Source organism: Ruegeria sp. AA3 (assembly GCF_056542905.1).
On sequence record NZ_JBQGAQ010000016.1, the window covers coordinates 1 to 21,709 of the forward strand.

The window sequence follows — 21,709 nt, forward strand, 5'->3', positions numbered from 1 at the left end:
GCTCGATTTCATCGCGCTGGCGGCCCAATTCGGATGTGATCGAGCCAAATAGCTCGGGGTCACGATCGGAAAGGGATTGGGTGAAGAAACCGGTATCACGAAGATTGGCGTTCATAATGGCTCCACAGGGCTGGGGTTTATCTGGCGGATTTCCTATCGGAAACGATAGAATTCAGAAAGGCTGTAAAGCGACGAATTGGCCCGCTATGGCGTCAAGTCTGGCCTATTGCGGAAAGGTATGTTTGTTTCGGAACCAAATGTGCAGCACTGGAAACCATAAAACATGACCAAGAGAATCGCCTTTCTGGCCAGCGATGCCAAAGTGGCGCAAACTGCCCGAGACTCTCTTGTGGCGTGCTATGGAAATGCCGCACCCAGGGATGCGGATGTGGTTGTCGCGCTGGGTGGGGATGGCTTCATGCTGCAAACGCTGCAGGGTATCCAGCATCTGAATACACCAGTCTACGGCATGAACCGCGGGACCATCGGGTTTCTGATGAACGAATATGCCGAGACCGATCTGATGGCTCGGCTTGCCGAGGCAGAGGAAGAGGTCGTCAACCCATTGGCAATGACCGCGATGGATCAGTCTGGTCAAAAACACGAAGCGCTGGCGATCAACGAGGTGTCGCTGTTGCGTGCAGGACCGCAAGCAGCGCAACTCAGGATTAGTGTGGATGGGCGTGTTCGCATGGCCGAGCTTGTGTGTGATGGCGCATTACTCGCCACGCCTGCGGGTTCAACGGCTTATAACTACTCTGCGCATGGACCTATTGTTCCGATTGGCGCAGACGTGTTGGCGCTGACACCCATCGCGGCATTTCGCCCGCGAAGGTGGCGCGGTGCTTTGCTGCCGAAAATGGCAAAAGTCAAGTTCGACGTGATCGATGCTGACAAGCGCCCGGTCATCGTTGCGGCTGATTCAATCTCTTTTCCAGATATCGACTGGGTCGAAATTAGGTCTGAAACAAGCATCCAACACCGGATACTTTTTGATCCGGGGCATGGATTGGAGGAGCGACTGATTTCCGAGCAGTTCACATAAATGTGAGCGAATTGATAAATTTCCTGTCGTTTGTGTGAACCAGTTCACATGCACACCGATAATGGTTTGTTAACTTCAACTTGCCCGGAGAACACGCCAAGGTGGAAGTGAGTGGCCATCTGACGGTGTTTTCGAATATTGCGCAGTTTTTGCGCTGGCGAGGGTGGGTGGTGCTACGCTCGTCTTCTGAAATCCGGGCATATTTTATTATGCGGACCCCGGGCACAAAACCCCGGGGTCAATTTTTTGTAGCAAGCTGCTACATAGGCACAAGTTGGACCTAATTGCTCATTTGCTCCCATAAAATCGGGGCCATCTGCCCGACGCGCTCTTCGATGGCGGCTGCGGCATCTACGGCCATATCTTCGCGCCAGCGCCGGGCAGCGATCTGAATGTTGATCGGTTGGGGGCCATTCGGCAATTCCGCAAGGCGTGCGGGAACGCTGGCAGCGGGCAATCCCAGAAAGTTCATCGCATAAGAATATACTGCACAGCCCAGCACCTCATGAACACCCTCCGCGCCTTCGGTGTCTCGATCAGGCTTGAAAAATGGCTGCGGCAGAAATGGAGACAGGACTAACGGATAATCCTGCAGGAACAATGACCATTCGCGCGCATGGTGGCTGCGCTGCGCAAGGGCCTGAATCAGATCGTCTCCGACAATCGGGGGAAACTCTTGGAAATAAACTTCAAAAATATCGCGGATGGTTTGCGATCCGGCAGCTTCGATATCACCTTTCATCAGGGTCAGCACCTCGCCCATCAGCGCGCGGTAGCCCAACCGGCCGCATTCGAACACAATTGGCGGATCAATCTCTTCAACCAGATATCCGGCATCGATTAAGGCGTCCCGTGCCGCATCCAGCGCCTTGTCTACTTCTGGATGCAATGCGTAGCCGAACGTGTTTTTTGTGAAGGCGACCTTGATCGGTCCGTTTTGCATATTGCCGCGCCAGGGCAGAGGAACATGAAAGGGATCCCGAAGGTCTGATTCTATCAGGCTTGGCATAGACAGGTGTAAATCTGCGGCCGTTCGGGTAATCACCCCCTGAACCGACATCGACTGCGCCAGCATTCCCCGCTCGGCCTTTTGGCTTGGGTTCCACGCGGGTACGCGGCACAGCCCCGGCTTCACCGTCACCGCACCATTGGCTGCGGCGGGAAAACGCAGGCTACCACCGATATCGTTGCCATGACCCAGAGCGCCTATTCCCGCCATAACGGCCGCGCCGGCGCCACCAGACGATCCGCCGGGTGAGATATGGCGGCCCCAGGGATTATGCGTGCGCCCATGAAGCGGGTTGTCCGTATCCGCACGAAATGAAAATTCGGGGGTATTGGTCCGCCCGATGACAATCGCACCTGCTTTATGCAAGTTTGAGACCACAGGAGCATCATCTGGTGCAATGACATCCTTCAGGGCTACCACGCCATTGGTGGTTGCGTGATCTTTCTGATCTACATTCACCTTGATCGTAACCGGAACACCATGCAGGGGACCAGCCAAAGCACCATCACGACGGGCACGGTCAAGAGCGGATGCACGCTCCATCGCCTCCGCACCAAGATCTTCCACAACTGCATTCAACTTGGGGTTCACTTGATGCATACGCGCCAATGCATCCTTGACGACTTCCTCCGCGCTCAGATCGCCCTTTTTTGTCAGAACAGTCAGTTCGGTCGCACTCAGACGCCAGATCTCGCCGTTTGTCATGCTCGTCCTCCTCACCTCAACCTGAGGGGAGGCGGGACCAATGACAAGCCCCAGTAAGACAAAACGGATCCACCCTTCATTCGGCCGAAAATATCCCGGAGCGCGAGGCAGAGCTTCGCATTCGCGCTTTGGCGCAAATCAAGTGCGCCTTTTTGGTGCACTGTTGGATTCCATTGCAAAGTTACTGCGCGTAACCGATGGTTTGCAGGGCCGATTTGATCTCGTCCAGAATAACTGGATCATCGATGGTGGCAGGCATCTTGTATTCATTGCCATCCGCAATCGACACCATCGTGCCTCGCAGGATCTTGCCCGATCGCGTCTTGGGTAGGCGATCTACCACCACCGCATTCTTAAACGCAGCGACAGGCCCGATTTTGTCCCGGACCATCTTGACCACATCCGCCACCACATCCTGGTGGTTCCGTTCAGATCCGGCATTGAGGCACAAGAATCCAACCGGCATTTGCCCTTTTAGTTGGTCCGACACGCCAATCACGGCACATTCTGCCACATCGGGGTGCGCAGCCAGCACTTCTTCCATTCCGCCAGTCGACAAACGGTGGCCAGCAACGTTGATGACATCATCGGTGCGCGCCATGATATAAAGATAACCGTCTTCGTCGATCATGCCTGCGTCACCGGTCTCGTAGTAACCTGGGAAATGCTCCAGATACGACTTCTTGAACCGCGCCTCGGCGTTCCAGAGGGTCGGCAGCGTACCTGGGGGCAATGGCAGCTTGACCGCGATAGCTCCCAGTTCACCTGGTTTCATGGGATGGCCACCTTCGTCCAGAATTTGAACGTCATAGCCTGGCATGGGCTTGGCAGGTGAACCCAATTTGATCGGAAGTTCCTCGATACCAAGTGGATTACCCGCGATTGTCCATCCGGTTTCGGTTTGCCACCAATGATCGATGACCGGGACATTCAACGCATCCTGCGCCCAGATGATGGTGTCCGGGTCGGCCCTCTCACCCGCAAGATATAGCGCCTTCAGGTGGGAGAGGTCGTATTTCGACATCAACTCCCCATTGGGGTCTTCGCGTTTGACGGCGCGAATGGCTGTCGGGGCCGTGAAAAAACTTTTAACCTTATGTTCGGAGATCACGCGCCAGAAGATGCCAGCGTCTGGCGTGCCAACGGGTTTGCCTTCGAACACAATGGTCGTATTGCCATGGATTAGCGGAGCGTAGCAAATATAGGAATGCCCCACGACCCAGCCCACATCTGAGGCTGCCCAGAATACGTCACCTGGATCAACGTTGTAGATGTTCTTCATCGTCCAATTCAGCGCGACCAGATGGCCAGCAGTCGGGCGCACGACACCTTTTGGAGCTCCGGTGGTGCCCGAGGTATACAGGATATACGCCGGATCGTTGCCGTTTACAGGCACACATTCTGCAGGTTCAGTTCCGTATTGGAACCCGTGCCAATTGACATCGCGCCCTTCGATAAGTTGTGCAACCTCCTGTTCACGTTGGAAGATTACGCAGAACTCGGGCTTGTGGCTGGCAAGATCGATCGCGCCATCCAAAAGCGGTTTGTAGTGCACGACACGACCCGGCTCCATCCCGCAGGAGGCGGCGATGATCGCCTTGGGTTTCGCATCATCAATACGCACCGCGAGTTCGTTGCTGGCAAAGCCGCCGAACACTACCGAGTGCACCGCACCAAGGCGGGCGCAGGCCAGCATGGCCTCCAACGCTTCAGGGATCATCGGCATATAGATGATGACCCGGTCCCCTTTCTCAACGCCTTTCGCGCGGAGCGCACCGGCCAGATTAGCGACCCTGTTGCGCAGCTCGACGTAGGAGATTTCGCGTTTGGTATGTGTGATGGGACTGTCATAGATGATTGCGGTCTGCTCGCCACGACCGTTTTCCACATGCCGGTCGACTGCGTTCCAGCACGTATTTACCTTGGCATCGCTGAACCATTCATAGTGAGGCGCATTGTCGTCGAACAGAGCTTTGCTGGGCTCTTGAACCCAGTCGATCCCTTTTGCGGCATCCATCCAGAATGCTTCGGGGTCGTTCTTCCAGCTCTCGTAGACGTCCTGATATGCCATGATGGCCTCCTCCCAAATTCCTCGCGTTTTGTGTTAGGCGCCGAAGGTGTCTCGGGCAAGCGACGCGGAATGCGGCGCGTCAGTTTATCGCAAAATCTTTGCAGAACCTTTCAGATTGGACTGCAAAGTTTTGCAAATTCTCTGATATTTATGACCTTCAAGTTGATCCATCTAAGGTTTTGCAAATCTGCAAACTCACCGCTGCAAAAGCGACAGTGCCAATAGAATCAACTTGGGCAACTGATCCGGAGCCCGGTCGTGTATATCCTCTTACCGCCGCGCCCAGTTTACCCGTAATGTGCCACTGGCGTTCCGGCGATGGCCGCCATGTTCAACAGCCCCCGGGCGGTGATTGATGGCGTTACGATATGGGCTTTGTTTCCCATCCCCATCAAGATCGGTCCCACCTCTAGCCCGTCCGCTTTCATCTTGAGGATGTTACGCACCCCGCTTGCTGCATCCGCGTGTGCGAAAATTAGGACATTCGCAGCGCCTTCCATACGCGAGTTCGGGAAAATACGTGCACGCAATTCAGGATCAAGGGCCAGGTCCAAGTTCATCTCGCCCTCATAGCTGAAATCGCGCGGCTCAGAATCGAGGATTTCAAGGCCCGCCCGAAGGCGCTTGCCCGATCCCTCTGCCTGATTGCCGAATTGCGATTGCGAACAGAATGCAATCTTCGGCTCCAGTCCGAACCGCCGTACGTGTCGAGCTGCGCCGATGGTCGTTTCGGCCAGTTCCTCGGGGGTTGGCAATTGCCGTACATGCGTGTCGGCGATGAATAGGGGGCCGTCTTCCAGAATCATAAGTGACAGCGCGCCGTGCGGGCGTAAATCGCCATCATCCAGAACTTGCTCAACATAATTGAGATGCCAGCGGTATTCGCCGAATGTACCGCAGATCATGCTGTCAGCCTCGCCGCGATGCACCATGATCGCAGCAATTGCAGTATTGTTGGTGCGCATGATGGCTTTTGCGAGGTCCGGAGTGACCCCCCGACGCTGCATGATCTGGTGATATGAGTTCCAGTAGTCGTAGTAGCGCGGATCGTCCTGCGGGTTCACGATCTGGAAATCCTGCCCAGGACGAACTGTCAGCCCCAGTCGTTCGCATCGCGCGTCGATTACGTCCGGGCGACCAATCAGGATCGGGGTTTCTGTGGTTTCTTCCAAAATAGCCTGAGCTGCACGCAATACCCGCTCGTCCTCGCCTTCCGCAAAAACGATCCGCCGGGAAGCAACTGCTGCGGCTTCAAATACTGGCCGCATCAGAAGAGCCGATTTGAACACAGTCTGATTCAGCCGTTCTTTATAGGCTTCGAGGTCATCAATGGGCCGTTTTGCGACCCCACTTTTCATGGCTGCTTGCGCAACAGATGACGAAACGACTCCGACGAGGCGCGGGTCGAAAGGTTTGGGGATCAGATAATCCGGCCCAAAGGTCAACTGCTCACCCTTGTAGGCTGCCGCAGCTTCAGCGCTGGTTGTCGCACGGGCCATGTCGGCAATTCCGTCGACGCAGGCGATTTGCATCTCGTCATTGATTTCAGTCGCACCAACATCCAAGGCACCCCGGAATATGAACGGGAAACATAAGACATTGTTCACCTGGTTCGGGAAATCGCTGCGGCCGGTTGCAATGATCGCATCTGGCGCAACTTCGCGTGCCGCTTGTGGCAGGATTTCCGGAGTTGGGTTGGCCAATGCAAAGATGATCGGGGTTTTGGCCATCTTTTCAACCATCTCGGGCTTCAACACGTTCGGTCCACTCAGCCCCAGGAACAGATCGGCATCCGGGATCACATCATCCAGAGTGCGCAGATCGGTTTTTTGGGCAAACTGATCCTTGTGCGGGTTCATATCCTCGGCGCGGCCCTCATAGACCAGACCGTGAATGTCGCACAGCCAGATATTCTCGCGTTTCGCCCCAAGCTTCACCAACATGCTGAGGCAGGCGATCCCTGCGGCGCCACCACCGGTTGAGACAACTTTGATATCCTCAAACTTCTTGCCTGCCACATGCAGGGCGTTCTTGGCAGCGGCCCCAACAACGATCGCGGTGCCGTGCTGGTCGTCGTGAAAGACGGGGATATTCATCCGCTCTCGGCACAGTTTTTCAACGATGAAACAATCCGGTGCCTTGATGTCTTCAAGGTTGATCGCGCCAAAAGTCGGTTCCAGCGCGCAGACGATATCTGCCAGTTTTTCGGGGTCAGGCTGATCCACCTCGATGTCAAAACAGTCGATGCCAGCGAATTTTTTGAATAGGACCGCTTTGCCTTCCATCACCGGCTTTGATGCCAGAGCACCGATGTCGCCGAGCCCCAGAACCGCAGTGCCGTTCGAAACAACCGCCACCAGATTGCCGCGCGCAGTATATTTTTCGGCATTGGCTGCGTCGCTTTTGATCTCGAGGCTGGCTTCGGCCACACCTGGCGAATAGGCGCGTGCAAGGTCCCGGCCGTTTGCCATCGGCTTCGTGGCCTTGATCTCAAGCTTTCCGGGCTTTGGATGGGCATGATATTCAAGCGCAGCCTGTCGCAGGTTCGGTGTGTCAGACATCGGCAATTCAACTCCGTTCCAATATTCGTTTGATGGTTAAACCATTTCTCAACGCTTGGCTATGTCGCCTCGGATTGCTGTCGAAATAAGGTCTCACGGATACGTTAAGGAGTCGCTGGTTGAGATTTGATGCTTTGCTTCTATGTACAGTCAATTCCCGACAATCTATCGGGCCTCAGAAGCGATGGATCTGATCATGCGCAATAAAAACAAAGCTTGTGCTGACGCGCAAATGGCCACCGCTTTTGACAGGCTTGGCACCAAAGGGGGTGCCTTGGTCGGTTCGCTTTCTTTGGCTGTTGTTCTGCTTTGCGTGATCATGATCTGGCCTTTGCAGGCCGCAGCATTCAACCAAGAGGGCGGCTTGATCGAGACAATTTCAGCCACTGCGTTGCTGACTGCCGGGCTGGTCGCGCTGGTGCGTTTTCCAGGCCTCTCGCGCTTATATATTGCACTTGTCTGCCTACTGTTGGCCGAGCGCGAGCTGGAAGCAGAGGTCTACACCGAAGGCAGCGTACTTTTCGTCGTGCTAGAATGGCTGGATTTACTGCTTGATGCGACCACAGTCCGGATCGCTTTGGGCGTGATTGTCATTGGTGGTTTGCTTTGGCACGGGATACCAAACGGAGTACGGGCACTTAAGATCCGCGCACCATTTCTGACGGTATTTGTCCTAGCCGGAAGTGTTGCGGTACTGGCGCAGATACTCGAAGAAGTCAGTGGATTTTTCTCGGAAGGCCTTTCGGTCACGATGGCTACACGCCTGTTCGTGCTGGAAGAAACGCTTGAAATGTACTTTTCAATTGGCATTTTGGCCGCTGTTCTGATCGGATGGCCAAAAATCAGATCCGAAGAGATACAGAATGACAAGCGATCCGAAAGACTTCCAGACGCGCGCTGAAATCCGCCTGCCGACGCAGGAACTCCGCAACGATATTCCGTTCTATACCAAGGTGCTGGGGATGCGGATGGACATGATCTATCCAGCCGACGATCCAAATACCGCTGTGTTTTCCGGACATGGTTTACGTTTGCGGATCGAGAAAGACGCACCCGAGTCTCCTGGGACCTTGCGTATTTTGACGTCTGACCCCGACAGGTTCGCTGACGGCCAGCGCAGTCTTGTCGCACCAAATGGCACCCGGATCGAAATAGAGGAACTGGATCCACCGCTGGTTATGCCGGAAACGGTTCATTCATTTGTTGTTCGCCGCCTCAAAGATCAGGCGCCTTGGATCATTGGGCGGGCAGGAATGCACTATCGCGATCTGGTGCCTGACAGGTTGGGCGGTTCGATCATCGCCAGTCATATCCGCATTCCCGATGGCGGCCCGGTGCCGGACATGGTGCATTTTCACAAGGTTGGGTTTCAGCTTATCTTCTGCATCCACGGTTGGGTGGATGTGGTTTACGAGGATCAGGGTGAGAAAATGCGTCTGACAGCGGGTGATTGCTTTATTCAACCGCCCGAAATCCGTCACCGAGTGCTTGAGGCATCGGACAACGTGCAGGTGATCGAGATTGGTGTACCGGCTGAACATGTGACCGAGATCGACCACGAGATGGACCTGCCAACACCACACTTCCGACCGGACCGGGAATGGCAGGGCCAACGGTTTGTTTATAATCAGGCCAAAGACGCGGAGTGGATACCTTTCCGTCTGCCCGGATATGTCTGTCGCGACACAACCATTGCCGAAAACACCAAGGGTGTCGCGGGTGTGCAGGTCGTCCGTCGCGGGCAAGGTCAGCCAAAGTGGGCCAGCCACGATACTGATATCCACTTTACCTTTGTGATGGATGGCGAGGTCACACTTGAGGGTGAGGGGCGCGAACCCTATCGGCTGGAACAGGGCGACGCCTTCGTCATTCCACCTGGCATGAGAACTCGTTTGTCTGATCCAACTGACGATGTCGAATTGTTGGAAGTAACGCTGCCCGGCACATTCAACACGACTCTGGGCTAAATGCTTGTGATTATCCGCGCTCGGGGGCTTCAAATTCCCCGGCGCTTTCATTTAGGGTATGACATTCTGACCAAGTGATCAAAAATTGGGAATCGTCATGTCTTTGAAAGATGCTGCTTTGGCTGTTCGTGAAAATGCGCACGCGCCTTATTCGAATTTCAAGGTCGGGGCGGCGATCCGGGCAGGTTCAGGAGCGGTTTACACCGGCTGTAATGTCGAAAACGTAGCCTACCCGGAAGGCACCTGTGCCGAGGCCGGGGCGATCGCCGCGATGATCGCCGCAGGCGACAAAGAACTGACCGAAGTTTACGTGGTTGCCAGCAGTCCGCATCCGGTGCCACCCTGCGGCGGATGCCGTCAGAAACTGGCTGAATTCGGAAAAGGCGATGTGGTGGTCACTATGGCGACTGCCGATGGTCTGGAATCCAAAACCACAATAGCTGATCTGTTGCCGGGTGCATTTGGTGCCGCGCATATGGGGGACACCTGATCAGATGGATGCGCGTTCGATTATCGCCAAGCTTCGCCGTAACGAGATACCGACATCAGCCGAATTGCAGTGGTTCGCACAGGGGTTGGCTGATGGTGGTGTAAGTGACGCGCAGGCGGGAGCCTTTGCCATGGCGGTCTGCATGGGTGGGCTGGGGGCTCAGGGCAGGGCAGATTTGACGGTTGCAATGCGTGACAGCGGTGAGGTGCTGAACTGGGACGTTGATGGCCCGGTGATCGACAAACACTCGACTGGTGGAGTCGGGGATTGCGTCAGCCTGGTTCTCGCACCGGCCCTGGCCGAATGCGGGGCCTATGTACCAATGATCTCGGGCAGGGGGCTGGGCCACACCGGCGGCACTTTGGACAAACTCGAAGCAATCCCCGGCGTGACAACACAGATCGGCCAGACAAGGCTGGCGCAGATACTGAATGAGACCGGCGCTGCGATTGTCGGCGCTACGGGGCAGATCGCACCGGCGGATAAACGGCTGTACGCGATCCGCGATGTGACGGCGACGGTGGAAAGCCTTGATCTGATCACTGCGTCGATCCTGTCAAAGAAGCTGGCCGCCAGCCCGGATGCGCTGGTGCTGGATGTCAAGGTGGGCAGCGGGGCGTTCATGAAGACGCTGGATGAGGCGCGCAAGCTTGCTCGGGCGCTGACCGAAACGGCAAATACTGCGGGGTGCCGGACCTCAGCGGTGATCACCGACATGAATCAACCGCTTGCGCCAGCACTTGGCAACGCGCTGGAAGTTGCCGAAGTGATGAAAGTCATGACCAGTGGGCAAACCTCACCCTTGGCCGATATTTCTGCTGAACTGGGTGGCGTGTTGATGGCAGATGCGGGCATGTGCGCATCGGTTGAAGAGGGCCGGGCGCGGATCGCAGAAGTAATACGTGACGGGCGCGCCGCCGAACGGTTTGGCCGCATGATGGCCGCTGTCGGAGGACCTGTGCAATTCGTCGATACCTGGGCGCGATTCCTGCCCGAAGCAAACGTGATCCAAGAGGTGCCTGCGCCCCGCGATGGCTACATCTCTGCGATAGATGGTGAGGCACTGGGGCTGGCGGTGGTTGCCCTGGGTGGTGGACGCCAGGTTGAGAGTGATGAGATTGACCCGGCGGTCGGATTGTCAGGTATCTTGCGGTTGGGTCAGCACGTCCAAAAGGGCGCGCCATTGGCCGTGGTCCACGCAGCCCGAGAAGATGCAGCGCGACTTGCGTCCGAGGCGGTATTGAATGCCGTAAAGCTTAGCGATGCGCCAGTAGAACAACCTCCGCATGTACACGAAAGGATCAGCGCATGAGCCGCGCTTTCCTTGTTGTTATGGATTCGGTTGGTATCGGCGGCGCGCCAGATGCCAATCAGTTCTACAACGGCACCACGCCCGATACGGGTGCAAACACGGTGGCTCATATTGCGCAGGCCTGTGCCGAAGGGCGCGCAGAAGAAGGACGCTCCGGCCCATTGCATTTGCCAAATCTCGACGCTCTGGGACTGGGCGCTGCAACGCGACTGGCCTCAAATGATGTCACGCCGGGGTTAGAAGCCAAACCAACAGGTCTCTGGGGATGCGCGCGAGAGTATTCACCGGGCAAGGACACGCCCTCTGGCCATTGGGAATTGGCAGGCGTTCCGGTGCCGTGGGACTGGCACTATTTCCCGGATACGACACCTGCCTTTCCCGCCGAGCTGAGCCGGGCAGCGGCGCAGGCTGCAGGTACCGTTGGCATTCTGGGCGATTGCCACGCTTCTGGCACGGCGATCATCGCTGAATTGGGGGCTGAGCATATGCGAACCGGCTGGCCGATCTGCTATACATCTGCCGACAGTGTGTTCCAGATTGCCGCACATGAGGAGAGCTTTGGCCTCGACCGTTTGCTGGATCTGTGCAAGGTGCTTGCGCCGCAGCTTCACGAAATGAAAGTTGGCCGTGTGATAGCTCGGCCATTCATCGGAACACCGGAAACTGGATTTACCCGCACCACCAACCGCAAGGATTTTGCCATCGTACCCCCAAGCCCGGTGCTGACAAACTGGGCGCAGGACGCGGGTCGGCACGTGTATGCAGTTGGCAAGATCGGCGACATCTTCTCGATGCAGGGGATCGACTCGTTGCGCAAAGGTTCGGATGCCGAACTGATGGCCCACCTTTCTGATCTGGTGGATGAGGCCGAAGACGGCAGCCTGACATTTGCCAACTTCGTCGAGTTCGACAGCATCTATGGCCACCGTAGGGATATCAGCGGCTATGCCCGCGCGTTGGAGTGGTTTGACCGCGAGTTGGGTGCCATCCTTCAAAAATTGCTCCCCGACGACCTGATGCTGCTAACCGCCGATCATGGCAATGATCCCAGCTGGATCGGAACCGATCACACGCGCGAACAAGTGCCGGTATTGATTGCCGGACATGGCACAGGTGAAATCGGCCGGATCAACTTTGCCGATGTCGCTGCCAGTATCGCGCATCACCTGAATATCCCGGCGCAAGGACCGGGGCGGAGTTTTCTATGACAGCGGCTGACCAACCCAAGATCGAACTTCACCTGCACCACGAAGGTGCAGCGCCCCCCGCCTTTATTCGCCAGTTGGCCCATGAAAAGCGCGTGGATCTAAGCGGGATTTTCAAACCCGATGGCTCGTATGATTTTCGCGACTTTGCACATTTCCTCAGTGTCTACGAGGCTGCCTGCGAGGTTCTGAAATCGCCAGAGGATTTTCGCCGATTGACGTTGGCCATTCTCGAAGAGAGCGCAGCCAACGGGGTGGTGTATTCTGAAACTTTCCTTAGCCCCGATTTTTGCGGCGGAGGAGATTTGCATGCATGGAAGGACTATTTGACCGCGATCCAGGATGCCGCTGATGAGGCCGAGCGCAAATTCGGGGTTACGCTGCGCGGTGTCGTGACCTGTGTGCGCCATTTCGGACCCGAGCAAGCCAAGCGCAGTGCACATTGTGCGGCCGAAACTGCTGGGAACTGGATCACCGGATTTGGCATGGGCGGCAATGAATCCGTCGGAACGCAGGGTGATTTCAAATGGTCCTTTGAGTGCGCGCGCGAGGCAGGGCTGCAGTTGACCACACATGCCGGTGAATTTGGGGGTCCCGATAGTGTGCGGGACGCAATTCGCGATTTGGGGGTCGAGCGTGTGGGCCATGGTGTCCGTGCCATCGAAGACCCGGACCTTGTGCATGAACTGATCGACCGAGATATCACGTTGGAAGTGTGTCCGGGCTCGAACGTGGTTCTTGGCCTATTCCCCGATTTCGCGGCGCATCCCATTGCGAAACTGCGCGATGCAGGTGTCAAAGTGACCGTGTCTACTGACGATCCACCGTTTTTCCATACCACGATGCGGCGCGAATATGAGATGTTGGGTGCAGCATTCGGCTGGCAAGCCGAAGATTTTGCCGCCCTTAATGTAACGGCCCTTAATGCGGCCTTTTGTGATGAAGAGACCCGCGCACGGGTCAAGAAAAGACTGGAGACATCATGAGCGATCACCTGACCGTCGTCGACCACCCGTTGGTGCAGCATAAACTGACGCTCATGCGGGACAAGGGCACCTCGACCGCCGTGTTCCGGCAGTTGTTGCGCGAGATCACGTTGCTGTTGGCCTATGAGGTCACCCGCGAGATGTCGCTGACGACGCGCCACATCGAAACCCCGATGGAAGAGATGGACGCACCCATATTGGCGGGCAAGAAGCTTGCGTTGGTTTCGATCCTGAGGGCCGGAAACGGGATGCTGGACGGGGTGTTGGAGCTGATCCCCTCGGCGCGGGTCGGCTTTGTGGGTCTCTATCGCGATGAAGAGACGCTTAAACCTGTACAGTATTATTTCAAAGCCCCCGAAGGGCTGAAGGACCGTCTGGTCATTGCTGTTGATCCGATGCTGGCAACTGGCAACAGCTCTGCCGCAGCGATCGATCTGCTGAAAGAGCAGGGGGCCGCAGATATCCGTTTCCTTTGTCTTCTGGCTGCACCCGAAGGCGTGGCTCGCATGAAAGAGGCGCATCCGGATGTCAAAATCGTGACTGCGGCGCTGGATCGTGAGTTGAACTCCAAGGGCTACATCATGCCGGGCCTGGGCGATGCCGGGGATCGGATGTTCGGCACCAAATAGGCGCTATTGCCCGCAGATATTCTGCAGCCGTACCCAATCGCGGTCCGGCAATACCTGTTCCAAAGTTCGACCTGCCATGGGGTCCGCCTCGATCAACCCGAGAACGGACTCACCTGTGATGTCAACAGCATAAGCGTACGGTGTTGAGGGAAGGGCGGCCTGAGCGAACACTGCCAGCAGATCATCATCGCTAATTTGTGGTTGAGGTTCAGCCAGGATTTCTTCGGTGTAGGTATCGACTATTTCAGTGGTCAACTCGCCAGTCGTCAACAGCCGAAACGCGGTTGTTGGGCCGGTACGATCTAACAGGTCGTCCAACGGTGCCTGTTGTGCCGCGCGAGCGCGCGCGGCGATAACATACCCCGCGGCAACGGCGGGGTCTTCATGATCTTCGACCAGCGCGCGATTCAGCAATACAGTCCCCCCCGGCAGGCTTAGGCTGTTGGACAAACCTGCGGGCAGAATCACGATCTGTCGAACACCAGTTCGTTTTGCAAGCCGGTCCAATGAGTCCTGCGCTTCGGGTGAATTGCATGCCTTGCCTGATACCCTTTCAATGCGCTGCAGGATCGTATCTCCGATCTCTTGCTGTTTGATCTCTGGCACGACTGAAACGACATGACGCTGCAAAGCGCCGGGCAACCACAGCAAAAGAACTGCCACAACGGCCAGCGCCACCCCCGCAACGCTGAGCCAGCGCAGACGACCGGGGTGCGGTCTGGCGCGGTCGATAGCACGTTGCAGACGATCGATGGCCTCGATCATCGTGGTTTCCGTTTCTGCAAGCTCCAGCGTTTCGCCAGGATCGCCGTCGGGACAATAGATGGCGGGATACGCACCCGGGTTTTGACGCTCTAACGCAGCCAAAGACCAATGCGTGAGCGCGCTGTCATTAAAATCCGAGATCGTCAGAGTGGCTTCGCCAATCGAAACCACAACCTCACGCCGCTGTTCATCGGGCGAAGGGCGCCACAAACCGGTGGCTTCGATCCGCTGGTACTGTTTGAGTGCGGTCATCGGTTAATGCTGCTCGAGTATTATTTTGCACTAAGCTTAGCATGGCAAAAACCAGCGGCGCAAACCTGTTGCGTCAGGTTTGTGAAATGTGCTGATTGTAGCGGGTAGTTTTCTGGCCAGCACTGGCTAATCAAGCGCAGAGGCGGGAATGCAGTCACAACAACAATCCCATTCGATGCTGGCCTCTTTACTGATGGTCGCCTCGATGGCCATTATCGGCGTCATCGATAACTTTGTGATCCGCGTCGCCGAAAGCATTGGGCTATGGCAGTTTCATCTAAGCCGAGCGACGTTGATGTTACCCCTGATTGCGCTTCTTTCGGTTCTTGGCTTGGGCGGTTTGAAACCGCGCCGGTACGGCATCGTCGCGGTGCGTAGCGTATTGATAACCATGGCGATGCTTTTTTATTTTACAGCTCTGGCTCTGATGCCGATTGCGCAGGCGTTGGCAGGGCTGTTTACCTCACCGATTTTTGTGCTGCTGATTTCCGCGCTTTTTCTGAAGCAGCATATCGGCCCCTGGCGGATCGTGGCCGTTCTTTTGGGCTTTGCCGGAATACTCAGTGTTTTGCAGCCTGACCCCAATTCATTTGATCTTAAGACATTGATCCCAGTAGCTGGAGGTTTTTTCTATGCTCTCAGCGCCGTTGTAACCCGCACGCATTGCCGTGATGAAAGCACCGTCGCCCTGCTGGCCGCGATGGTGGTAACTCTGGGATTGGCTGGGTTGATTGGTCTGATATGGCTGGCTGTGTTTCCGGTTGACGTGCCTGAAGGCCCAGAGGGGTTTGCCATGCGCGGTTGGGTCTGGCCGATACATGAAGCCCTGCCTTGGGTGGTGCTGCAGGCGATTGGGTCTACGATCGCCGTTTTCATGCTGATCAAAGCTTACCAGTTAGGAGAGCCTTCCTACGTCGCCGTATTCGAGTATTCGGTCATGATATTCGGACCCTTCTTTGCATGGATCGCCTTTGGACAATCGGTAGGATTAATGCAGGTCGTCGGTATTGGCATGATCGCAACTGCAGGAATTTTATTGGCATGGAGAGAGAAGCGCACTGCCGGAAAGCTGCCCAAAGCTCTGCCAAATTGAGGACGTGTGTAGATAAAGCAAAGTTACTTGCACATCGCCTATAGTTTCCAGGTGTCGTGCAAAGCGATCTTCGCCGCCCATATTGTTCCGGAACGTCACGTGAAATATGGCCAAAAGGTCCTTATTTCGCCGCAATTGTGGCAAAACTTAGTCAGCTCGTGGCACATAAGCATGGTCAATCTGAACTATGTCGAAGTGCCAAGAGGGGGGCGCAAGTGTTAGAGTTAGTGAGTGTTTCGGGGTATTCGAAACGTGAGGGTCAAGGCCCGCAACCTGTTCAAGAGTCAGCCGTTTCAGTGCGCCGCGGTGGATTGCTGCATGGGACCAGGGTTGCAACAACCAGTGGTTGGAAGCCGGTTGAAAATCTGGTTACTGGCGAACTGGTGCGAACGCTGGATCACGGGTTTAGAGAATTGCGCCGTGTCTGCGCCGACAGCGTCGTGGTTCCAGGGGGGGAACGCAGGCCAGAGTATCTGCCGGTCCTTGTCCCGGCTCGCGCCGCGTATAATGGGCGGCCGGTCTGGCTGATGCCAGAGCAGGGAATGGCGCTGGATCAGACTAAACTGGATCTGGGAATTGAGGGGCTCTCAATTGTTCCTGCGCGTATGCTAAGCGGTGTTGGCAATCTCAGATCAAATACTCCGGCGCAAACCTTTGATGTGACGTCGTTGTATTTTGATCAGGATGAAATTGTCTTTATCGAGGGGGGATTCCAAGCCTACTGTCCTGCGGGAGGTATGGGACCGGTCTGCACATACGAAGTTGCCGACCAAGAAGATGCTGATCTGTTGATCGAAGCGGTGGCCATGAAAGGCGACATATCGGTTTTTGCAAACCCATTGGGTGCGCTGCCTGCGCCCATCCCGCAGGAACCAATATTCCCTATTCGCCCCCCCAAGGGCATGCGTAGGCCAGGGCGGCCAGGGCGGCCTAATGCCCCGATCTTGTTTCTGCGATCGGACTGGCGCATCTGAACGTAATCTGCTGGCGCAAAACAGGTTGCGCCAGCAGTTCAATATCAGGCAGCTTTGGCCGCTGGGTTGAAGCGACCATAGAAACTCTGACCTTTCTCGGCCATTTCGCGCAGGAGCGGCGGGCACGCAAAACGCTCGCCATAGGCCTCGGTCAGTTGGTCGCAACGCTCAGCCGCATAGGGCGTGCCGATGATGTCCAGCCAACTGAGCGGACCACCCGACCAAGGGGCAAAACCCCATCCAAGGATCGCACCCACGTCGCCTTCGCGGATGTCTTCCAGAACACCTTCTTCCAAAGCGCGAACCGCTTCCAAAACCTGCGCGAACATCAGGCGTTCCTGCACTTCGATCAGGTCGGGTTGTTCGGCAGCCAGCGGGTATTTGTCCTGCAAACCCTTCCAGTATTCGACGCGCTTACCCTTGTCGTCATAGTCGAAGAATCCGGCATTGGCCTTGCGGCCTAGACGCCCCTTTTCCTCCATCCAGAAGATCAGATCGTCCGAGGGGCTATCAGGATAGGCATCGCCCATCGCTGCTTTCGTGGCCCGTGCGATCTTGGCCCCGAGATCGATTGAGGTTTCGTCCGTCAACTGGATCGGTCCTACCGGGAACCCCAACTGCCGCGCGGCATTGTCTATCAAGATCGGACTGACGCCCTCGGTGATCATCCGAGCACCCTCGTTGATATAGGGGATGATGCAGCGGTTGGCGTAGAAGAAGCGTGCGTCGTTGACCACGATCGGCGTTTTGCGGATCTGACGCACGTAATCCAGTGCTTTTGCCACTGCCCGATCGCCAGTTTCCTTGCCCTTGATGATCTCAACCAGGAACATCTTCTCAACTGGTGAGAAGAAGTGGATGCCGATGAACTGCTCAGGCCGCACACTCGCCTTGGCCAGATCGGTAATCGGCAGAGTCGAGGTATTCGAGGCAAAGATGCAATCCTCAGGGATGATCGCTTCGACCTTCTTGGTCATCTCGGCCTTGACGCCCGGGTCTTCGAACACGGCTTCGATAATCAGATCGCAGCCTTTGAGGTTCTCTAGATCGGGGGTCGCGGTGATCTGGCACAGCATGGCCTCTTTCTTCTCAGCCGTAACCTTGCCGCGCTTGATGCCCTTGTCCAAATAGGCCTCGGAGTAGGCTTTGCCTTTGTCGGCTGCTTCCTGATCACGGTCGATCAGAACAACTTCCATGCCCGCTTGAGCCGAGACCAGAGCAATGCCTGCGCCCATCATGCCGGCACCCAGAACGCCGACCTTCTTGACCCTCTGATCGGGCACATCCTTGGGCCGCACAGCGCCTTTTTCCAGCGCTTCCTTGTTCAGGAACAGCGACCGGATCATCGCCGACGAGGACGGGTTCATCAGGACGTTTGTAAACCAACGCGCCTCAATCTTCAGGGCGGTGTCAAAGTCAACCAAAGCGCCTTCGTAGATTGAACTCAGCAGAGCCTTGGCGGCGGGGAATGCACCTTGGGTCTTGCCGTTCACCATTGCGCTTGCGCCGACGAAGGTCATGAAGCCTGCAGGGTGATAGGGCGCACCGCCGGGCATTTTGTAGCCTTTCGCATCCCATGGTTTGACCAGATCGGCATCCTTGGCGTTCAGAACCCATTCCTTGGCCACGGCAACCGGATCGTCCGCCACGGCGTCGATCAGTTGCGCGCCTTTGGCCTTCTTTGAGTCCATCATCTTGCCTTCCAGCAGCACAGGAGCCGCCGCCATTGCACCAACCATCCGGCTGTAGCGCATGGTGCCGCCGCCGCCGGGGAAGATGCCCAGAAGGATTTCAGGTAAGCCGATTTTAGCTTTGGGATTGCTGGTCATCACGCGGTGATGGCAGGCCAATGCGATCTCGGTGCCGATCCCAGCACAAGTGCCGTTGATGGCGCAAGCCACTGGTTTGCCGCCTTTTTTGGACTTGGGGTCCATGCCCGCCAGCTCCAATCGACGCAGGATGTTGTGGCCGCTCATGACAAAGTCGAACAAAGCCTGAGCCGGCTCGTCTCCGGCTTCCTGACGGATCGTGGCGAGGGTGCTCAGATCCATGCCGCCCGCAAACGACCCTTCCTTACCGCTGGTGATAACAATCCCTTTGATCTCATCATCTGCCAGCGCCTGATCGATCAGTTCACCGACCAAAGTAAAAGCCTCGCGGCTTAGAACATTCATGGATTTGCCCGGAACGTCCCAGGTAATGAAGGCAACGCCGTCGGCGTCTTTGCTGAGGGTGAAATCAGTCATTGTCATCTCCAATCTGGTCAGCCGTCAGCGGGCTGCCGTCTTTGCGGGTAAAGCGAAAGTCGTCGCTCTCAAACTTCACCATCATGTCTATGTCGCTGTAATAGCCGGTCTCGGTCGGGGTCCGTGTGCCCACCACCAGAAAGGATGCGGGCGCGTCGGTTTTGTTCACAAGGTGATGGCCATTGGCGTCACCTGCAGGCCAGGCGGCGCAGTCACCGGGCAGCATCTCATGCTCGCCATCATCATCGATCAGCACACATTTGCCGCTGAGCATGATGGCAAACTCGTCCTGCTCCATGTGGTAATGGCGCAGCGAGGACAGGCCGTTCGGTTCCAGCCGTACGATGTTGACCCCAAATTGCGTCAGACCGTTCGCATCGCCCAAGGGTTGGACGTAGCGGTCGTCACCTGCTCTTGCCAGTTTGCCGGGATAGCCCGAACCGTTCCGAAACGGTATTTTGGAAAGATCAATTTTAGGCATCAGACACGCTCGATAATGGTTGCCGCACCCATGCCGGACGCGATGCAGAGTGTGGCCAGACCGGTTTCTTTGTCTTGGCGCTCCAGCTCGTCCAGCAGCGTACCTATGATCATTGCACCAGTCGCACCCAGCGGGTGACCCATCGCGATCGAGCCGCCATTGACGTTCACCAGCGCAGGATCGACATCAAATGCCTGCTGGAACCGCAGTACGACCGAGGCGAAGGCTTCGTTGACTTCAAACAGGTCCAGATCGCCAATCTTCATGCCATTGTCGGCCAGAATCTTCTTGGTCACAGGAACCGGGCCGGTCAGCATGATGGTCGGGTCGGTGCCGATTTTTGCGGTCGCCTTGATGCGCGCGCGCGGCTTCAGGCCGTATTTCTCGCCGAACTCCTTGTTGCCGATCAGTACAGCCGCCGCTCCATCCACGATGCCCGAGCTGTTGCCGGCGTGGTGGATGTGATTGATGCGCTCAAGATGCGGGTACTTGATCATCGCAACCTTGTCGAAGCCCGGCATTTGCTCGCCCATCATCTGGAAGGATGGGTTCAGCGCACCGAGGCTCTGCATGTCTGTGCCGGGGCGCATGTATTCGTCGCGGTCCAGAATGGTCAGGCCATTTTGATCTTTGATGGTGATGACCGACTTATCAAAGCGGTTGTCTTCCCACGCTGCTGCAGCGCGTTTCTGAGATTCAACGGCCAGCGCATCCGCATCGTCGCGGCTGAAACCATATTCGGTTGCGATGATGTCGGCCGAGATACCTTGCGGCACAAAATAGGTTTCCATCGCCAAAGACGGATCAACGGCAATCGCCGCACCATCGCTGCCCATGGCCACCCGGCCCATCATCTCGACGCCGCCTGCGACATACGCTTCACCCGCGCCGCCTTTGACCTGGTTTGCGGCCAAGTTCACGGCCTCCATGCCCGAGGCACAGAAACGGTTGATCGCCAGGCCGGGGATCGATTCATCCAGATCCGAAGCCAGAACTGCTGAGCGTGCCAGACAGCCGCCTTGCTCCATCACCTGCGTGACGTTGCCCCAGATCACATCCTCGACGGCGTGACCTTCCAGATTATTGCGCTCTTTCATTGCGTTCAGGGTCAGGGCCGACAGACGCACCGAGGTTACCTCGTGCAGGCTGCCATCCTTGCGGCCCTTGCCGCGCGGAGTACGCAGGGCGTCATAGATATAGGCTTCGGTCATGGGGTCTTCTCCTTAAGCTCGATCCGACGGGTTGCCGGGCATCAGGTCGTAGGGGTGTTTCCAGCCGGGTTGTTCGCTGAGGCGCGTCAGCCAGGCGTCAATATTGGGCCAGTCAGCACGATCAAAGCCGAATGGTTCGGGGTAATAGAGGTAGCCGCAGCAGCTGATGTCGGCGTTGGTTACGCCGTCGCCGACGATCCAGTCACGGCCGTCAAGATGGGCGTTCAGCGTCTGATAAGCTGCCTTGAGGCGACCCTGATTAAACGCGATAACATCCGGGTTGCGGTGCTTCTCGGGCAAGAAGTTGATCAGGAAACGGGTCAGCCCGGCCATCGAGCTAAGCTTGTGGTTGTCCCACAGAACCCATCTGAAGATCTCGTAATTTTCATCACGATCTTTGCCGCCGAATTTTCCGGATTTTTCCGTCACATAAGCCTGAATCGCGCCGGACTGACTGGTGCGAAAATCACCGTCCACCATCACGGGGGCTTCACCCATCTCATTCACTTCTGCCCGAAATTCAGGGGTGCGCGTCACACCCCCGAAGAAATCAACAAAGACCGGCTCCCAGTCCAGGCCGGACATTTCCAACGCAAGTGCGGCTTTGTAGCTGTTTCCGCTTTCACCAAAGCAATGCAGTTGAATGGTCATGAGCGCGCCCCTCCCAAGGCATAAAGATATGTTTTCTGTGCTACCTTCAGTGGCCA

18 protein-coding genes are annotated in these 21,709 nt (G+C 56.5%); 10 read left to right on the forward strand and 8 right to left on the reverse strand.

The window, feature by feature from the left end; all coding sequences use genetic code 11:
- Positions 1-283: 283 nt before the first annotated feature.
- Positions 284-1,045: an NAD kinase gene (locus ACR0JR_RS20205; protein WP_480457758.1), complete on the forward strand. Its 762-nt coding sequence runs from the start codon at positions 284-286 to the stop codon at positions 1,043-1,045.
- A gap of 280 nt (positions 1,046-1,325) precedes the next feature.
- Here ACR0JR_RS20205 and ACR0JR_RS20210 read toward each other — a convergent pair whose 3' ends face one another.
- The 3 genes from ACR0JR_RS20210 to ACR0JR_RS20220 form a co-directional block, all read right to left on the reverse strand.
- The gene (locus tag ACR0JR_RS20210) at positions 1,326-2,759 is read right to left on the reverse strand and encodes an amidase family protein (protein ID WP_480457759.1); all 1,434 of its coding nucleotides are present in this window, start codon (positions 2,757-2,759) and stop codon (positions 1,326-1,328) included.
- Between the two features lie 181 nt (positions 2,760-2,940).
- The gene (gene prpE, locus ACR0JR_RS20215; RefSeq protein ID WP_480457761.1) at positions 2,941-4,830 is read right to left on the reverse strand and encodes a propionate-CoA ligase PrpE; all 1,890 of its coding nucleotides are present in this window, start codon (positions 4,828-4,830) and stop codon (positions 2,941-2,943) included.
- Positions 4,831-5,117: 287 nt separating this feature from the next.
- A complete protein-coding gene (locus ACR0JR_RS20220) occupies positions 5,118-7,391 on the reverse strand; it encodes an NADP-dependent malic enzyme (RefSeq protein ID WP_480457763.1) in 2,274 nt (757 codons plus the stop codon).
- Between the two features lie 196 nt (positions 7,392-7,587).
- Here ACR0JR_RS20220 and ACR0JR_RS20225 point away from each other — a divergent pair, with 196 nt between their 5' ends.
- The 7 genes from ACR0JR_RS20225 to upp all read left to right on the forward strand — a co-directional run bounded on the left by ACR0JR_RS20225 (position 7,588) and on the right by upp (position 13,980).
- Positions 7,588-8,292 (forward strand): hypothetical protein, encoded by a 705-nt coding sequence (locus ACR0JR_RS20225; protein ID WP_480457765.1) that lies wholly within the window; start codon positions 7,588-7,590, stop codon positions 8,290-8,292.
- Positions 8,255-9,358, forward strand: coding sequence for a cupin domain-containing protein (locus ACR0JR_RS20230; RefSeq protein ID WP_170770100.1), 1,104 nt, complete (start codon positions 8,255-8,257; stop codon positions 9,356-9,358). Before ACR0JR_RS20225 ends, ACR0JR_RS20230 begins: the two co-directional genes overlap by 38 nt.
- 97 nt (positions 9,359-9,455) lie before the next feature.
- Positions 9,456-9,848, forward strand: coding sequence for a cytidine deaminase (locus tag ACR0JR_RS20235; protein ID WP_480457767.1), 393 nt, complete (start codon positions 9,456-9,458; stop codon positions 9,846-9,848).
- 4 nt (positions 9,849-9,852) lie between these two features.
- Positions 9,853-11,160 carry a thymidine phosphorylase gene (locus ACR0JR_RS20240; protein WP_480457838.1) on the forward strand — a complete coding sequence of 436 codons (1,308 nt, stop codon included), beginning with the start codon at positions 9,853-9,855 and terminating at the stop codon, positions 11,158-11,160.
- A complete protein-coding gene (locus ACR0JR_RS20245) occupies positions 11,157-12,368 on the forward strand; it encodes a phosphopentomutase (RefSeq protein ID WP_319546772.1) in 1,212 nt (403 codons plus the stop codon). Before ACR0JR_RS20240 ends, ACR0JR_RS20245 begins: the two co-directional genes overlap by 4 nt.
- On the forward strand, positions 12,365-13,351 hold the full coding sequence (locus tag ACR0JR_RS20250; protein WP_319546773.1) for an adenosine deaminase: 987 nt from the start codon (positions 12,365-12,367) through the stop codon (positions 13,349-13,351). Before ACR0JR_RS20245 ends, ACR0JR_RS20250 begins: the two co-directional genes overlap by 4 nt.
- On the forward strand, positions 13,348-13,980 hold the full coding sequence (gene upp / locus ACR0JR_RS20255) for a uracil phosphoribosyltransferase (protein ID WP_010438870.1): 633 nt from the start codon (positions 13,348-13,350) through the stop codon (positions 13,978-13,980). Before ACR0JR_RS20250 ends, upp begins: the two co-directional genes overlap by 4 nt.
- A 3-nt stretch (positions 13,981-13,983) precedes the next feature.
- Here the strand turns inward: upp and ACR0JR_RS20260 are convergent, their stop codons facing one another.
- Positions 13,984-14,997, reverse strand: coding sequence for a hypothetical protein (locus ACR0JR_RS20260; protein WP_480457769.1), 1,014 nt, complete (start codon positions 14,995-14,997; stop codon positions 13,984-13,986).
- Between the two features lie 148 nt (positions 14,998-15,145).
- Between ACR0JR_RS20260 and ACR0JR_RS20265 the strand changes: the two genes are divergently transcribed.
- Positions 15,146-16,090: a DMT family transporter gene (locus tag ACR0JR_RS20265; RefSeq protein ID WP_010438875.1), complete on the forward strand. Its 945-nt coding sequence runs from the start codon at positions 15,146-15,148 to the stop codon at positions 16,088-16,090.
- Between the two features lie 215 nt (positions 16,091-16,305).
- The gene (locus ACR0JR_RS20270; RefSeq protein ID WP_238528764.1) at positions 16,306-17,064 is read left to right on the forward strand and encodes a Hint domain-containing protein; all 759 of its coding nucleotides are present in this window, start codon (positions 16,306-16,308) and stop codon (positions 17,062-17,064) included.
- 44 nt (positions 17,065-17,108) lie between these two features.
- Here the strand turns inward: ACR0JR_RS20270 and ACR0JR_RS20275 are convergent, their stop codons facing one another.
- The 4 genes from ACR0JR_RS20275 to ACR0JR_RS20290 are packed head-to-tail and all read right to left on the reverse strand — an operon-like array spanning position 17,109 to position 21,653.
- Positions 17,109-19,310, reverse strand: coding sequence for a 3-hydroxyacyl-CoA dehydrogenase NAD-binding domain-containing protein (locus ACR0JR_RS20275; RefSeq protein WP_480457771.1), 2,202 nt, complete (start codon positions 19,308-19,310; stop codon positions 17,109-17,111).
- Entirely contained in the window at positions 19,303-19,791 is a 489-nt protein-coding gene (locus ACR0JR_RS20280; protein WP_480457773.1) for a cupin domain-containing protein, read from the reverse strand. The genes ACR0JR_RS20275 and ACR0JR_RS20280 overlap by 8 nt, the downstream gene beginning before the upstream one ends.
- Positions 19,791-21,002, reverse strand: a complete 1,212-nt coding sequence (locus ACR0JR_RS20285; RefSeq protein WP_480457775.1) for an acetyl-CoA C-acetyltransferase — start codon at positions 21,000-21,002, stop codon at positions 19,791-19,793. The genes ACR0JR_RS20280 and ACR0JR_RS20285 overlap by 1 nt, the downstream gene beginning before the upstream one ends.
- A gap of 12 nt (positions 21,003-21,014) precedes the next feature.
- On the reverse strand, positions 21,015-21,653 hold the full coding sequence (locus tag ACR0JR_RS20290; RefSeq protein ID WP_480457776.1) for a glutathione S-transferase family protein: 639 nt from the start codon (positions 21,651-21,653) through the stop codon (positions 21,015-21,017).
- Positions 21,654-21,709 lie beyond the last annotated feature (56 nt).